At 68.1% G+C, this 14,852-nt stretch carries 13 protein-coding genes; 4 read left to right on the top strand and 9 right to left on the bottom strand.

Features of this window, described 5'->3' with window-relative positions:
• Nucleotides 1-19: 19 nt before the first annotated feature.
• The 3 genes from ACM6LR_RS26980 to ACM6LR_RS26970 form a co-directional block, all read right to left on the bottom strand.
• On the bottom strand, nucleotides 20-1,576 hold the full coding sequence (locus ACM6LR_RS26980) for a DUF1841 family protein (protein WP_414936364.1): 1,557 nt from the start codon (nucleotides 1,574-1,576) through the stop codon (nucleotides 20-22).
• Between the two features lie 246 nt (nucleotides 1,577-1,822).
• Complete coding sequence (locus ACM6LR_RS26975; RefSeq protein ID WP_414944760.1) at nucleotides 1,823-3,136, bottom strand: hypothetical protein; 1,314 nt, start codon at nucleotides 3,134-3,136, stop codon at nucleotides 1,823-1,825.
• Between the two features lie 88 nt (nucleotides 3,137-3,224).
• Nucleotides 3,225-3,362, bottom strand: coding sequence for a hypothetical protein (locus ACM6LR_RS26970; RefSeq protein ID WP_414944759.1), 138 nt, complete (start codon nucleotides 3,360-3,362; stop codon nucleotides 3,225-3,227).
• Between the two features lie 357 nt (nucleotides 3,363-3,719).
• On the opposite strand from ACM6LR_RS26970, the gene ACM6LR_RS26965 reads away from it, so the two are divergent.
• From ACM6LR_RS26965 to ACM6LR_RS26950, 4 genes are all read left to right on the top strand, one after another.
• A complete protein-coding gene (locus ACM6LR_RS26965) occupies nucleotides 3,720-4,040 on the top strand; it encodes a nucleotide pyrophosphohydrolase (protein WP_414936367.1) in 321 nt (106 codons plus the stop codon).
• 173 nt (nucleotides 4,041-4,213) lie between these two features.
• Nucleotides 4,214-6,706: a M14 family zinc carboxypeptidase gene (locus ACM6LR_RS26960; protein ID WP_414944758.1), complete on the top strand. Its 2,493-nt coding sequence runs from the start codon at nucleotides 4,214-4,216 to the stop codon at nucleotides 6,704-6,706.
• Between the two features lie 102 nt (nucleotides 6,707-6,808).
• Complete coding sequence (locus tag ACM6LR_RS26955; protein ID WP_020632829.1) at nucleotides 6,809-7,435, top strand: response regulator; 627 nt, start codon at nucleotides 6,809-6,811, stop codon at nucleotides 7,433-7,435.
• 117 nt (nucleotides 7,436-7,552) lie between these two features.
• On the top strand, nucleotides 7,553-9,088 hold the full coding sequence (locus ACM6LR_RS26950) for a hypothetical protein (protein ID WP_414944757.1): 1,536 nt from the start codon (nucleotides 7,553-7,555) through the stop codon (nucleotides 9,086-9,088).
• Here ACM6LR_RS26950 and ACM6LR_RS26945 read toward each other — a convergent pair.
• From ACM6LR_RS26945 to ACM6LR_RS26920, 6 genes are all read right to left on the bottom strand, one after another.
• A complete protein-coding gene (locus ACM6LR_RS26945; RefSeq protein WP_414936370.1) occupies nucleotides 9,078-11,306 on the bottom strand; it encodes a hypothetical protein in 2,229 nt (742 codons plus the stop codon). The two genes, ACM6LR_RS26950 and ACM6LR_RS26945, sit on opposite strands and share 11 nt — an antisense overlap.
• Nucleotides 11,307-11,392: 86 nt before the next feature.
• Entirely contained in the window at nucleotides 11,393-11,662 is a 270-nt protein-coding gene (locus ACM6LR_RS26940; RefSeq protein ID WP_414936371.1) for a hypothetical protein, read from the bottom strand.
• A 42-nt stretch (nucleotides 11,663-11,704) separates the two neighbouring features.
• Nucleotides 11,705-12,313 (bottom strand): histidine phosphatase family protein, encoded by a 609-nt coding sequence (locus ACM6LR_RS26935; RefSeq protein WP_414944756.1) that lies wholly within the window; start codon nucleotides 12,311-12,313, stop codon nucleotides 11,705-11,707.
• 7 nt (nucleotides 12,314-12,320) lie between these two features.
• Nucleotides 12,321-12,953, bottom strand: a complete 633-nt coding sequence (locus ACM6LR_RS26930) for a class F sortase (protein ID WP_414936373.1) — start codon at nucleotides 12,951-12,953, stop codon at nucleotides 12,321-12,323.
• Nucleotides 12,950-13,573 carry an excalibur calcium-binding domain-containing protein gene (locus ACM6LR_RS26925; RefSeq protein ID WP_414936374.1) on the bottom strand — a complete coding sequence of 208 codons (624 nt, stop codon included), beginning with the start codon at nucleotides 13,571-13,573 and terminating at the stop codon, nucleotides 12,950-12,952. The genes ACM6LR_RS26930 and ACM6LR_RS26925 overlap by 4 nt, the downstream gene beginning before the upstream one ends.
• A gap of 133 nt (nucleotides 13,574-13,706) precedes the next feature.
• Entirely contained in the window at nucleotides 13,707-14,852 is a 1,146-nt protein-coding gene (locus ACM6LR_RS26920; RefSeq protein ID WP_414936375.1) for a GAF domain-containing sensor histidine kinase, read from the bottom strand.

Raw genomic sequence — 14,852 nt, 5'->3', positions numbered from 1 at the left:
GATCCGGGGGAAAGCGTCGTCAGGCGAGGTCGCCGAGTGCCTTCCGGTAGTCGTCGAGGTCGTAGTCCATTTCGTGTTCGCCGGCTTCGGTGAGCTGGGCGGCCAGCGCGTCGACGAGGTGCCCGAAGATCTCGTCGCGGTCCTGTCCGGTGTCGCTCAGCCGCCGCACGGCCCGCCAGACCTCGGCGGGCTCGTCGGCCCAGAGCTGGTCGACGATCGTGGTCTTGAGCGCGAGCCGCATCCGCGGCTCGCCGTCGAAGGTCTCCTCGGCCAGCGCCTCGTGGTACTCGGGGTGCTCACCGATCACGAGCAGGCGGCGCTGTTCGGGGTCGGTGGGCTCGAGTTCCAGCTCCTCGTCGCCGATCTCCGCGTAGACCGTCGGCACGGCGAACATCCGGCGCTCGAGTGCTTCCGCGAGTTCCGCCGGGTCCTCGATCCCCTCTGAACCGTCGAAGTAGACGTCGAGCGTGGAGTCCTCGTCCTGCGCGAACTCCTCCAGGAACTCGGTCGCGCTCTCCAGCAGCGCCACGCGGGCGGCCTCGGGGAGGCCGGCGCGGTCGGCGGCCCAGGTGACCCAGCCGAGCAGTGCGGGCTCCAGCGCGTCCTCGTACGCCTCGTCGACCTCGAATTCACCGTCGAGCAGCGACTCGAGGAACCGGGCAAGCTTCTCGGGCCCGACCCGCAAGGGGCTGCCCGGCTCGGTCTCGCAGCCGTAGTCGACGAGCAGGCGCGCGTAGAACCTTGTCGCCTCGGTGTCCTCCACGAGCCCGGACCCGATGAAGTCGGCGACGACCTCTTCGCGGACCTGCTCGGGCCACTCGGTGATCTCGGGCGACGGTTCGGGGGTGGGGAGGGTCTGGATCCAGGCCAGCGCGAGCGCGTGGAACCGCGCGTAGTCCTCGCTGACGTCGGGCTCCTCGACGACGTCCGTCGCGGCCAGTCCGTCCGCGAGCAGCTGGTGGGCACGCTCGGGCAGGACCCGCTCCAGTGTGACCAGCTCCGGGTCGTCGGCGGCCTGCTGCCGCATCTCGGACAGCACGTCGTGCGGCTTGTCGACCACGACGACGTCCCGGATCCGGCCGCCTTCGGTGAAGTCGACGAGTGCGAGCAGACCGTGCTCGACACCGCCGCGGGAGAAGACACAGAGAAGGGAGGACTCGTCACCGAAGACGTCTCCGGTCCGCCAGCAGTCCCCGACGGTCACCGCGGCCAGGTCCGCCGCCCACTCCGGCTCCGGGATGCCGCGGCCCAGCACGGTGTCGAGCGCCGCGGCGGCCGCCTCGCGCTCTTCCTCGGTCTCGGCGAGCACGCGCAGTCCGGCGAGCAGCGCGGCCGCGGCGGGGGTGATCTTCCGGGCCGCGAACGCGATGAGCTCCAGGCCCAGCGGCGTTTCGTCCTCCTCGACCTCGATGTCCCACCACTGGCCGAGCACCTCGGAGGTCAGCAGCTCGACGTCGAGCACCTCGGGTGCGGCACCGAGGGCCGAGAAGTCCCGCAGGACGTCCTTGAAGAGACCCGTCACACTCGGGGTGGAGGGCTGGGCTGCCTTCTTGCGGGCACGACTCACCGGACTCATGAATCACATGTTTTCACCGAGCGGGCCGCGGGTGCGTAGCGGGCCCGACGATTCTCGGACCGGACTCATGGATACGGGCTCGTCGCGGTGGTCCTTGGCGCGAAACGCGGGGTCCAGGTCGCGGGGAGGGCGCGGGCGGACACCGGTTCAGGACCACCGCGACTTCAACGGCCCGCCAGTGTGGCTCGACCTTTCTCCGCCGGGTTTCCTCGGTTCGCTTCGAATAACGACCGGCGGCGCGCGTGGTTACGCCTTGACCGATTTCGGAATCGCGATTCTCGCCGCTTTGACCTCGGCGATCAGCCGCGTCTTGCGTTTGTGTATTTCCACCAACGTACCGAGGTACGAGCTGAATTCTTCAGCGGTACCAGACTTTTTGTGCGCGGTGCGCAGTTTACGCAGTTGCCGGGCGGCCTCACGGTAGGAGTTCGGATCTTTTCGCGTGATCAATTCTTCGACATGCTCCCGGTAGATGGGAATTGTTTCGGCCGGATGGGCTATGGAACGCGAATCCGCGAGTTCGACGCGCACCGGCAATGAGGCTTCGAAACGCACCGCCGCCCGCCAGGCCTCGTCGGCGCGATCCTCGCCGAGCAGCGCGCGGACGAGTTCGTCGGCGGCCTCCGTGCTTTCCGCGGCGAGTTCGCGCAACCGGGCCAGCGCGGTCTTGCGCTGCGCGACCCACCGCCCCGTTTCCCATGACTCTTCGCGCAGCGCGAGATACGCCGCGGCGCCGGGTCGCTCGTCGAAGTCCTTGCGCGACAAGGGAAACGGCTCCTCTTCGAGCGGAGGTGCCTCCTCCTTCTTGTCGTGCGTGAGCGCCCGCGCCGCGTGCGCGATGGCCTCGCTGTGCCGTCCCGCCGCGCGCAGCACCCGCACGATCTTGAGGCTGACGTCGACCCGCGGCGGCTTGGCGGCGAGGATCGCGACGAGTGCGTCGACATCGCCGGACACCTCCGCCAGTTCCTCGCGCAACCGCTCGGCCGTCTCGCGTTTCGCCCCGGGCACCTGCTCCGCGAGCACGCTGTCCACAGTGGACCTGATCAGCGTGATCCCCTTGTCCCCTAAAGCGGAAGCGAAGTCGGCCAGCTCGATGACCGGCCAGCCGGGTCCGTCGAACTCTACTTCGAGGATCCAGCGGGCCAGGCCCTCTTGGTCCGGCGGGCGCGCGACGCAGGCCCGGGCGTACAGCTCCACCGCTCGGTCCAGCCGGTCCGCGACCTCGCCCGAGGTGTCGTCGATCTGCTCCATCATCTCGCTGATGTCGTCGACGGTCCGACGGGCGAGCGGCGCCAGATCGGCCCGGCTGCCGGCGTCGAGGAGGCGCTGAAGCGTGTCGAGCACGGAGCCGACCTTCGCGGCGTACTCGACGTTGCCTGCCATCACGGCGGTGTCGAGGAGGCGGTGCGCCTCGGCGAGGTCACTCCCCTGGGTGACGAATCGGTTCTCCAGGGTTTGACGTAACACAGGGTCACGCTCAGCGTGGGCATGGAGCAGGTCCGCCAGCGTCTCCGCGTCCAAGGTGCGCAGGTAGGGGCGCAGATCCGTCGTCGAACTCACCCGGACAAGTCTGCCCGACCGGTTCGCCGACGCGTGTGGGCCAACAGCGTGCTCTTTTCGGCGTAGTCGGGCACGCGGTGTGACCAGCTCAGCGGCGCCGCTTCGAGCGTGCCGGGCAGCGGATGATCGGGATCGGGAGTCGCCGGGCGAGCAGCATCACGACCGCCATCACCGCCCTCGCGAGCAGCGAAACCTCCGCGGCGGCGGCGTAAGCACCGCTTGACACCCCGTGCCCGGCGGCGACGCGCCAGGCGTCCTGGCCGACGGGAGGCGGCGTGGCCGCGCTCGACGCGGTTTCGACCGCGCCGAACCGGCTCCAGTCCGCGCTTCCGACGAGATCCCCGTAAACCGACGGCTACTTTCCGTGAGTTTTCCGGCGGCGGCGTCGAGCCTGGACCGCGTGGTGTTGACGAGGAATCGCCGAGGCACAACGCGACCAGTACCAGGGCCGCACCCGGCACGAACGCGATGGAAAGCATGCGAGAGCGAATGCGAATGACGCTATGCAATTTGCAATTTGCACGTCAACGCCCGTCCGCCATACGGCCGTTTGCGCACCGTGACGATCTGGTAGGCACGGCACGTGACTCTCGAAGACCTCAACCAGCGCCTCCGTGACTTCGCCGCGGCACGAGCCTGGGAACCGTTCCACACGCCGAAGAACCTGGTCATGGCACTATCCGGCGAAGTCGGCGAGCTGACTTCGCTGTTCCAGTGGCTCACCCCGGAGGAGTCCGCGAAGTGGCGTTCCGACCCCGACCTGGCGCACAACGTCGTCGACGAAATCGCCGACGTCACGCTGTATCTCCTCCAGCTGGCGAACAGCCTCGGCGTCGACCTGATCGAGGCGGCCAACGCCAAGATCGACCGGAACGAGCACCGGTTTCCGGCGCCCGAGCGTTAGCCCTGACCGCGATCTGCCAGCCACCGAGCAGACCACCGACCCCCACGTCGCCGCTGAGAAGAAGTAGTCCCTGCGTCCGATTAGCCGCCTTTCGGGTCTTGTGACGTCTTTGGCGAGCGGAAACACTGTGCCGACGTCTTCGGAGGTGGCCCTTGTCGCGTTCGGCTCGCACCATGGTCCTGGCTCTGCTGCTTTCCCTGAGCGCGGTCGCCGCGCCGGCGTACGCGGCACCACCGCCGACGACGCATCGCGACCCCGGCAACGGGCCGGAACGCAACGAGGTCGCCGCGACCGACCCGCCGATGAGCGCCGCACGGGCGGCGGGCGAGAACGTCGCGGGCGACCACTCCGGCTATCCACGCAAGACGAAGTTGCGCGTCCATCCGGAGAACACGGCCGACAAGTCGATCAAGCTCGGGCTCGCGCCGTACCACGCGATCGCGCCGAAGCTGAACGCGTTGCAGGCGCGCAGCGACCGGATCTCGGTCGAGATCGCCGGGCGGTCCGGCCTCGGCCGGGACCTCTACCTGGTGACGCTCACCGCGCCGGAGAGCCCTCATCAGACGCGGCGGCAGGACGCGTGGCGATCGCTGATCGAGAACGACCCGGCCCGTGCCGCGCGCGACCCGTTCCTGCGCCACGGGTACAAGGCGCCGGTGTGGATCAACAACAACATCCACGGCAACGAATGGGAAGGCACCGACGGCGCGCTCCGCGTCATCGAGAAGCTGGCGACGTCGAACGATCCCAAGACCGCCGAACTGCTGAAGCGGAACCGCTTCTACTTCAACGTCACGGCCAATCCGGACGGTCGCGTCGCCGGTACCCGGCAGACGTCGGCGGGCTTCGACCCGAACCGCGACTTCGTCACCGCGTCGCAGCCGGAAGTGCGGGCCATGCGCGGCATCGCCATCGGCAAGCAGCCGCTGATGATGCTGGACGAACACGGCTACGTCGCGAACACGCTCATCGAGCCGACCACGCCGCCGCACGGCCAGAACTACGACTTCGACCTCTACGTCAAGCACGGATACGCCAACGGTCTCGGCATGGAGCAAGCGGTCAAGGCACTCGGACGGCCGGAGACGGCGAAGCCCGAGATCCCGTTCCGCGACTACGAACCCGGCAGCTGGGACGGCTGGGCGCCGATCTACACCGCCCAGTACGCGATGTACCACGGCGCGGTGTCGTTCACGATCGAGATCCCGATGCGGGTCAACAACGCGGACTACGAAACGCTGCCCGTCGAGGAACTGCGGCGGCGTTCGGTGATCAACACCGAGGTCGTCGAGGCCACCATCGGCAGCACGCTGAACTACGTCGACCGCAATCGCGGTGAGCTGATCGCGAACCAGATCGAGATGTTCCGCCGAGGTAGCGCGGGCGAGGCACAGCGTGAGATCCCGGACGGGTTCGTGCCCGGATTCGGGCCGGAAGACCGCTACCGCACCGAATTCCCGCGTGCGTACGTCATCCCCGCCGGCGCGGGCCAGCGCTCGGCCGTCGCGGCTTCGCGGCTCGTCGATCACTTGGTGGCCAACGATGTCCGCGTACGCCAGGCGGATCGCGCCTTCTCGGCGGCCGGGCGGCGTTATCCGGCCGGTTCGTATCTGGTCGACATGCACCAGCCCAAACGCGGCCTGGCGAACGTGATGCTGGAGCGGGGCAGCGACATCTCGGCGAAGGTGCCGGTCATGTACGACATCTCCGGCTGGAGCCATCGCCTGCTGTGGGGTGCTTCGGTCGACATCGTCGAGCAGGGCGGGCTCGACGTCCGGGCGCACGACGTCGCCGCGGCTTCGCCCACCGGCGGCATCGACGCGGCGCCCGGCCGGGATCTCGCGCTGAAGCTCGTCGACGGCAAGGACGTCAGCGCCGCCAACGATCTGCTGAACCGCGGCCTCGCACTGGGACGCGCGGCCGACGGCTCGATCGTCGTCCCCGCGTCGGCTCGCCCCGCCGCGGCCGAAGTGGCGGACCGCTACGGCGTCCGGTTCGCCGAAGCGCGGGGGACCTCGACTCCGCTCAGCCGCAAGACGATCGCGGGAGCCGTCGGCCCGGATGAACTGAAAGCGTTGCGGGACATGGGATTCGACGTCCGGCCGGTGTCGGCGGCGGTGCTCAACGCTGGCTTCGACTGGTCACGGATCGACCTGCTGTTCGTCTCTTCGGGACTGCGATACACCGATCTCAACCCCGCCGCGAAGGACGCTTTGCGTGCCTTTCTCACCCGCGGTGGCGTGGTCACCCGCGGCGCCACGGGCGCGCGGTTCAACACTGATGGGGGACTTCTCGAAGCGCGTCCGGTCGCGGGCTGGGAGGACGGCAACGGCGTCGTTTCGGTCGTCAACGGCACCGGTCCGATCGGTGCCGGCGCGCTGCCCGACTCGTTTGCCTACGGGCCGTTCTGGTTCACCGATCTCGGCTCTTCGGTCAGCGTCGAGCAGCGCTACGCGAGCGGGAATCCGCTGGTCGCGGGGCATTGGCGGACGCGGGACGACGGGACAGGCGGGCCACTGCAAGCGGCCGGACAGGCGGCCGTCGTCTCCGGCACTTCGGGGCTCGGCGGACGGGTGGTGCTGTTCGGCACCGAGCCGCTGTTCCGCGATCACCCGAAGGGCTTGTACGCACAGATCGCCAAGGCGGTTTTCTGGGCGGCCGCCTGATCAAGACGGTCTACGCTTCGCGGATGGCATCGCGAGCGGGCCGAACTGCCGTCTCCGCTGGTGGATCGGGTGGTCGCCAAGGCGACGAAGTACCGTGGGGGTATGCCGATCCAGGTGCTGCTCATCGACGACCACGAGGTGGTGCGGCGCGGTCTGCGTGACCTCCTCACCGACGAGCCCGATATCGAGGTCGTCGCCGAGGCGAGCGGGGTCGACGAGGCCCTGGCCGTGGCGATGCACGTCGAGCCGGACGTCGCGGTGGTCGACGTGCGCCTCGGCGACGGGGACGGCATCGCGCTCTGCCGTGAACTGCGCTCGAAGGCGAACCCGCCGCAGTGCCTGATGCTGACCGCGTTCGACGACGAGGAGGCCATGGTCGGTGCGATCATGGCGGGCGCCGCCGGGTATCTGCTGAAGCAGGTCCGCGGTCAGGACGTCGTCAACGCGGTCCGCGAGGTCGCGGCGGGCCGGTCGCTGCTCGACCCGCTGTCGACGGCGCGGGTGCTGGACAAGCTGCGGCATCCGCCCGAGGACGAACTCGGGTCGCTCACCGAACGCGAGCGCGAGGTACTGGACCTGATCGGGCAGGGCATGTCCAACCGCGAGATCGCGGAACGCCTGTTCCTCGCCGAGAAAACGGTGAAGAACTACGTTACGTCCGTCCTCGCGAAGCTGGGCATGCAGCGGCGCACGCAGGCAGCGGCGTGGATCGCACGCCGGGACAGGTAGTGCGCGAAATAAGTACCCCCCCCCCCGTCGTTTTGGGCGAAGGTCCCGGTCGACCCCGAGTTCGATCAGTGGCTCACGGTCCGGTTCTCCCATCGCGTTCTGGTCGTCGTCCGCACCGTGACCACCTTGACCCGGCTGCTCGACGTCCTGTCGCTTCTGAAGGACGATCCGCGAGTCCAGGTCGTGTTCACCCACAACGAGCGAGAACCGGCGATCCTGTCCTCTGGAGTCAGTGAGTTCCTCGCCTCACTGGACGCGAAGGTCATCTCCTGGGATCAGGCTGTCGAAACCCGGTTCGACCTCGCGATAGCCGCCAGTGAGAACGACGAACTCCACCGGTTGAAGGCGCCCGTCCTGCTCGTGCCGCACGGCATCGGGCACCAGAAGCTCTACCCGCACCAGAGGGTCATTTCGGGCCTGAATCCGGCGCGGTTGGTCCGCGACGGTCACGTCGTGCCCAAGCGGATCGGTCTTTCGCACAGCAACCAACTGCGCTACCTCCGTCAGAACTGTCCACAAGCCGAGCCGAACGCCGTCGTGGTCGGCGACCCCTGCCACGACAGGATGCTCGCCAGTCTCAATCGCGCGGCCCGCTACCGGCGGCTGCTCGACGTAGGTGAACGCAAGCACGTCGTACTGGCCTCGACCTGGGGACCCGATTCCCTCCTTGGCACCGATCCGAGCCTGCCCGCGCGTCTGCTCACCGAGTTCCCCGTCGACGAGTACAAATTCAGCCTCATCGTGCATCCGGGCGCCTGGGCCGCCCATAGTCCGTGGCAGATCCGCGCGTGGCTGTCCCGGGCCCTCCGAGCGGGCCTCGCCGTGATCCCGCCCCAGCGTGGCTGGCAAGCGACCGTCATCGCCGCGGATTGTCTGATCTCGGACGGAGGCTCCATCGCGCTGTACGCCGCCGCGGCGAAGATCCCGGTACTGATCGGCAGCCGGGAGCCTGCCACGGTGGTACCGGACTCACCACTCGCGGAACTCCTGGTCAGGGCTCCACGGCTCGATCCGGACGGCGATCTGCGCCGGCAGGTCGACCAGGCAGGCGCCACGGAACCACTCACCGATGTCGCGGAGCAGGCGGTCGAGTTTTCCGGGAAGTGCGCGGAACTTCTTCGACCCGTTCTCTACGGCTTGATGCGTCTGGCAGAGCCGGACGCACGCGCGGTCTTCCGTCCCGTTCCCGATCCGGTTCCGGACGTCACGGAGCCGGCGACGTTCTCCGTCGAGGTGCGGCAGTACCTCGACCAGCTGGCGGTATTCCGGTTCCCCAGTGAACAGGTCGGACAGGGCGTTTCCCTTGGCCGTCACATCGTCGCACACGAAGAACTGTCCACTCTGGACGAACTCGAAGGTGCCGACGTGGTCTACTGCCAGTTCACCGGCGAGAACGCCGATTTCGCCGACTGGGCACGAGAAATCGCTCGTCGTCGTCCTGATGCCGGCATCATCGCGGGAATCGGCGTGGACCGGTGCCTGCTCTGGAGCGCCGAAGGACATGGCTTCGAACTCTTCGGCAAAGGCGAACCGTTGCCTGCGATTTCCGCCTGGTACTGGCGCAGGGACCGGAACCTCCCGATGACCGGGTCGTTCCGCGTGCGAGCCGGCCACAGCACCCGAAACGTGTTCGCCTCGGCGCTCACCGAGTGATCAGTGGCGGCATCCCGTCGAGGATCTTGGCGTGCACGCCAAGGGCACGCGGATGCCTGACCGCCTGCAACCGCTGCCAGACGCCGGACCAGTGGTGCCGCGCCAGATCGAAGTTCCCGCAGTACCACGCGGCGTCCCCGAGCGCCTCGGCGATCTCCAGCTCGTACTGATCACTCCCGGTGGGGACCACCATGCGCCAGACTTCCGGCAGCAGGTCGAGTGCTTGTCTCGCGGCGGCCATCGTTCCCGATCGGCTCAGCGCCTTCGCACGGACCAGCCAGACCTGGGCGAGGTCACGTTCGTTCCCCCGGTTCGTATTCGACTCTGCTTCTTCGAGCAGGTGAAACGCCCCGGTGAGATCGCCGAGCAGCACCTGGACGTTGGCGAGCATCCTCGCGTGCAGTCCTTGCCCGCGGAAGGGAAGTCCGCCCAGTGTCCGGCTGATCTTCAGTGCTTCGAAGAAGCACGTGGCCGACTCGGTGTACTCCCCTCGTTCTCGATGGAAAAGCCCTCGAAACTCCCAAAGTGACGCGCGGAGTTGACGATTCGTTTCGGTTTCGGGTGACTCCAACCGGTGAAGCAACTCCCGCAGCCGTCCGAACTCCGCCTCTGCCCGCGGGAACTCCTGAAGCAACGAGTGCAGGCGTGCCTGCTGCCCGATGGTCCTCAGCTGGAGCGGGACATCGCCGAGTGCTTCCGCGCTCGCGATCCCCCATTTGGTGATCTCCACGAGCTCACGCAGGTGTCCCCGGTGCAGCCCGACGATTTCCAGTGCGCCACAGATCTGCGTCAGCTCGTGATGGAGTCCGGCGTGATGGGCCGGTTCCGCCAGTGCACGATAAACCGGGATTTCGGCGACGAGCAGTTCGACCGGGTCCTGCCCAGGGGCCAGATCCAAGGGACCGGTGTCCTTCGGCAGCGTCCGGTCGTACAGCCGCAGCCGCCCGCCGGGCGTCTTCCAGTGATCCACCTGCACCGCCAGGGTGCGATGGAATCGCACGAGCCGCGGAAATCCTTCACCACCCTGGGTGTGACCAGCGCGGGTGAGTGCCTGCCTCGCTTGTTTGGTCAGCCGAAGCCGCTTGCCGGGCTCCTCGGTCACGAAGAAAACGGATTGGAGATGCACCAGCTCGGCAAGGACCTCGAACGGTGCACAACCGACGACGGCCGCTGCCGCCTCGTGGGTGAAACTCGGTCCCGGAATTTCGGTCAGCGACCGGCAAAGTTCCTGTTCAGGCTGCGGAAGTCCGGCGAGGACCCGGTCGAAGGCGGCACTCACCGGGCCGAGGGCACGCCCGCTGCGCAGCTCCTCCGCGAGGAGCTTGAGCGGCCGGGCCGCCAGCGCCGCTCGCTGCCTCGCCGCTATGGCCGCGGCGACCACCGTCGCCGGAAACCGATCACATTCGACGAGGACTTCGTGGGTGCCGTCGGGATCGGCGGTGAGCAGATCGGTTCCCGCGATCGCTTCGAAAAGCATCCGGTCCGCTCCCTCTTCAAGTCTGCTGAGAGGTACGTGCCGGGGATACTGCGTCACGAGCTCGTCGGGCGCACCTTCCGTCAACGCCAGCACAAGGCTCATCGGCGCCGGGGGCACCAGGGCCTGGAGATCGCGGACGCTTTCGACCGAGTCGAAGACCAAGAGCAGCCGTAAAGGCCCGAGCAGGTCGTTGTACTGGGTTTTCAGTTCGCCGGCACCCGACGTGATGAGCTTCGGCTCCACTCCCAGTGCTTGGAGTACGGCTTCCCTGACCTGGCTGATCCTCAACGGCGCTCCCGGGCCGTCGCGGTGATCCCCGAGGTCGATCAGCAACGCGCCGTCGGGATAGGCACCGCCGGAGCGCGTCCCGTAATGCTCGGCGAGCGCCGTTTTGCCGACTCCGGACGGGCCGGAGAGCACCACCACACCGGTACCGGCCATCTGGGCCTGAGCGCCGACGCGGTCGTACAGGTGCGGCGAACGGGGGACGATCCGCGGTCGGGCCTGACTCATCGCGAGCACGCTTCCGACCAGCTCCCGCAATTCCCCCGCCACGGCCGGGTCTTCGGCGGCCAGTCGACGCACGGCGGCCTCCAGCGCGGCCGGGTCGGAACGCAGGCGTTTCTCGTCCCGCCGTCCCGACAGCTTCTTCCAGAGATACTCGGCCACCTTGCCACCAGTGGTGAAACACAAGGCGATGGCTTGTTTGACGATCTCCGTCTGTACCACCGGATCGGTCACCTGTTACCCCCCACACAGCCGTACCCGACACGCTAGCAGCGCGGATCGTCCACGTCACTGAACGTAAGGCCCATGCCGTCCGGTCGCTACTCGACGAGACCCAGCGCCTCGATCAAGCGTCCGGTGGCCAGAAAGAAGAGAGTTCCCACCAGCAGAATCGAGAAGCTGGCGCGGCCGTCGGTCAGGTACCGGCTGGTCGTGCGCCAATCCTTGTTCCGAGGCTGCAGGACCTTGTCGTGCCGGTCGGCCAGGCGCGGGCAGCGGGACTCGGTCGCGGCCACCGAAGTGGCGGGCGGAGCAATCGGTACGACCGCCACGGCGGCGGCAAGGGCCGTGGCTCGCAGGAACCTCGGCATGTCAACTCTCCACGTCTTCGTCGGCTTTCCGGGGAGATCGTGTCATTTGCCGGCGAGACTTACGACCTGCCGGTTGTGAAAGTAGTCGTCCTCACGGAGCACCGTGACGCTGCCGGGTGAACCGCGGAAGTCGACGTACCCGGCCGACTCGAGCGGCATCCGGATCCACGCCGCGATGACGAAGGTGAGCGCGCCGCCGTGCGTCACGACGATTTGGTGCTCGCTGTCGCTTTCCAGGATCGAGTCCATCGCCGCGTAGACCCGCGCGGCCATCGCGCCTTTGGTCTCGGCGCCCGGGATTCCCTCGTCGTGTCCCAGCCGTTCACCTGTCGCCGGTGGCGGGACGAACCGGCTGTCCAGCCATTCCTGCGGCTTGCCGCCTGCCTCCCCGTACGACTTCTCACGCAGCCGCCGGTCCGGAATCGGTGTCACCCCGAGCCTTTCGCCGATCACTTCCGCCGTCCGCGCCGCACGCCGCAAGTCCGAGGTGTACAGCTCCACGTCCTCCGGCACCTTCGCGTGCAGCGACTCCGCGATGGCGACGGCGGCGCGCTCGCCTTCGGGAGTGAGTTCGGAGTCGTACCAGCCGCCCACGAGGCGATCGAGGTGATGGGTGGACTCCGGGTGCGTGACGACGTAGACGGTGCGCATACCCCGATTAAACGCGGCTCAATTTGCCGTAGGCGACGACGTTGTCGAGATAGTTGCCGGTCGAGGAGTCGAAGTCCCCGCCGCAGGTGATCAGGCGCAGTTCCGGCCCGGTCGTGTCGCCGTAGACCTTCTCCGTCGGGAAGGTCGCTTTCGGGTGCCGCTCGACGGCGTACACGGTGAACACCGCGGTGACCCCGTCCTTGCGATGAACGACGGCTTCGTCGCCGGGCTTCAGCTCCTTGAGCCGGACGAAGACACCGGGGACCTTCTTGTAGTCGACGTGCCCCGCGAGCACGGCGGGGCCGATCTCGCCGGGTGCCGGGCCGCCGGTGAACCAGCCGGTGGTGATCGCGTCGTGCGGTACCTGCAGGCTGCCGTCACCGGCCAGGCCGAGGTCGACGATCTCGCCGGTGCGGACCCCGATCGCCGGGATCTCGAGCGTCGCCGGTTTCCCGGGCCCGAGCGGAGGGGCCGCGACGGGCGAGGACACCATCGAAGACACCGTGGAAGGTGCCGCCGGTGACGCGACCTTGCCCGCCGACGGGCCGGCGCACGCGGTCAGCGCGGCCGCGAGCACCACCCCGATAAGGGTGCCGGCGCCCAGCAAAACCGGCCACCGGCGCCATGGAGCCCTGGTCATCGCTCAGCACGCCGCCGGAGAACGAGCGACGCACCCGCGGCCGACGCGGTCAGCAGGGCCGTGCCTGCCAGCGCGACCGCGCCGATCTCCAGAAGACCGCCGTTGACTTCGACGGTTTCCTCGCCGCCTCCGCCGGTCGCGACGCCGCCGACGGGCTTGACCTTCACCTGGCCGGATTTCGCGGGCTCTCCGAACCGGGACTCACAGGCGTATCCGTCGTTGTCGCCGTCGAGCTTGTGCGGGTCACGCGGATTTCTCTTCAGCTCGGCCTGCGCCGCGGCCTGCGACGGGAAGTCGGCGCAGTCCTTGTCCGCGGATCGCGCGGGTTTTGTTTCCGTCACGACGGGAGGAACGGTGGGTGTGACCGTTTTCGTCGGCGCCGTTCCGCGCTTCTTCAACGATTCACACGCTATTCCGTCCTTGTCGTCGTCGAGGCCGTGCGGATCGGATCGATCTTTCTCGTACTCCGCCTGCGCGTCTTCCTGGAACTGGAAGTTCCCGCAGTTCAGATCGGCGACCGCGGGCGCGTCCGACAACGCGAACGCGAAGGAAGCGGGGCCGAACACAGAGAATCCGGCGAGGATCACGGCTGTGCCGAGGGCGCGACGAACCGAGGACATGAGGAGTCCTTTCGATGGGAATTCGCGCTCCGAGCGCGTTCGATACCCTTATAGTCGCGCCCCGACCCAGGCTGTTACGGATTAATCAAAAAACGCGAATCGTCACTCTGTCGAGCGACAGAGACCGTTAATTTCACACGACTTGGTCGAGCGGAACGTCGAAAGCGACCAAAGTCCCCAAGCTCGGCGAAGAATTGATCGAAAAGCGCCCGCCGGAAGTCGTCGCGCGTTCGGCGAGATGCCGGAGGCCGCGTTTGGCGACCCCTTGCGGCACACCGGACCCGTTGTCCCGCACCCGGAGCTTGACGCCCTCGACATCCCGGCTGAGTGTCACGCGGGTCTCGCTCGCCCCGGAATGCCTGACCACATTGGACAGTGCTTCGCGCAAGGCGGCGCGGATGTGGTCCGCCTGTTCGGCGGGGATGTCGGCCAGCTCACCCGACAGTTCGAGGGTCGGCGGGTAGCCGAGCAGCTCGCCCGCGATGCGCACCTCTCCGCGCGCGGACTCGGCGAGGTCGGTGGCGGTGACCGTCTCGTTCGCGGGCTCCGGGCTGCGCAAGGCGCGCACGGTGCCGCGGATTTCCTCGATGGTCTGGTCGAGCTGGTCGATCGCCTCGGACAGCCGCGCGCCATCGGCCTGCGCGAACCGTTTCCGCATGTTCTTGCGGACGCGGTCGAGTTGCATGCCCGCGCCGTAAAGGCGTTGCACGATGACGTCGTGCAGTTCGCGCGCGATGCGTTCGCGCTCTTGATAGAGGGTCACGCGATGCCGGGCGTTGGCGCCTTCGGCCAGTGCGAGCACCACGCCCGCCTGCGCCGCGAAGGCGGTGAGCACCTCGACCGTGCCGGCGGAGAACGGGGCCCCGCCGTGGCGGCGGTACACGGTGAGCGCGCCGAGGACCCTCCCGCCCGCGCCGAACGCCGACGCCGCGAAGGGCCCGAAGCCCTGCAACTCCGGCGGCACGAACGGCGCCGTGCGGGGATCGACAGTGAAGTCCTCGCTCACCACGGTTTCGCCGCCACGGGCGACCTGCCCGGCGGCGGAATCGGCGGCGAAGGCCAGTCCACGGAGGCCCTGGGTGGCGGCCCCGTGCGCGGCCTCGACGACCACCTGGCCATCGTCCGCGCGCACCATGACGAGACCGAGGTCCGCCTCGGCCAGTTCGACGGCGCGGGCGACGACGGTCTCCAGCACGTCGCCCGGGTCGTCGCCGGACAGGGCGGTGCCGGTGATCTCGGTGGCGGCGGACAGGGCGCGCGCGGCAAGCGTGGAATCCAT

The organism is Amycolatopsis sp. cmx-11-32, assembly GCF_047608695.1.
Lineage (GTDB): Bacteria > Actinomycetota > Actinomycetes > Mycobacteriales > Pseudonocardiaceae > Amycolatopsis.
The sequence above is the reverse complement of the archived record's forward strand: the minus strand, read 5'-3'. Positions and strand labels throughout refer to the sequence as shown.

Excerpts from the sequence above, each read along its gene's own strand:
- ACM6LR_RS26980 (WP_414936364.1), bottom strand. The coding sequence starts at position 1,576 with ATGAGTCCGGTGAGTCGTGCCCGCAAGAAGGCAGCCCAGCCCTCCACC.
- ACM6LR_RS26960 (WP_414944758.1), top strand. The coding sequence starts at position 4,214 with ATGGTCCTGGCTCTGCTGCTTTCCCTGAGCGCGGTCGCCGCGCCGGCG.
- ACM6LR_RS26955 (WP_020632829.1), top strand. The coding sequence starts at position 6,809 with ATGCCGATCCAGGTGCTGCTCATCGACGACCACGAGGTGGTGCGGCGC.
- ACM6LR_RS26940 (WP_414936371.1), bottom strand. The coding sequence starts at position 11,662 with ATGCCGAGGTTCCTGCGAGCCACGGCCCTTGCCGCCGCCGTGGCGGTC.
- ACM6LR_RS26935 (WP_414944756.1), bottom strand. The coding sequence starts at position 12,313 with ATGCGCACCGTCTACGTCGTCACGCACCCGGAGTCCACCCATCACCTC.
- ACM6LR_RS26930 (WP_414936373.1), bottom strand. The coding sequence starts at position 12,953 with ATGACCAGGGCTCCATGGCGCCGGTGGCCGGTTTTGCTGGGCGCCGGC.
- ACM6LR_RS26925 (WP_414936374.1), bottom strand. The coding sequence starts at position 13,573 with ATGTCCTCGGTTCGTCGCGCCCTCGGCACAGCCGTGATCCTCGCCGGA.
- ACM6LR_RS26920 (WP_414936375.1), bottom strand. The coding sequence starts at position 14,852 with ATGGATTCCACGCTTGCCGCGCGCGCCCTGTCCGCCGCCACCGAGATC.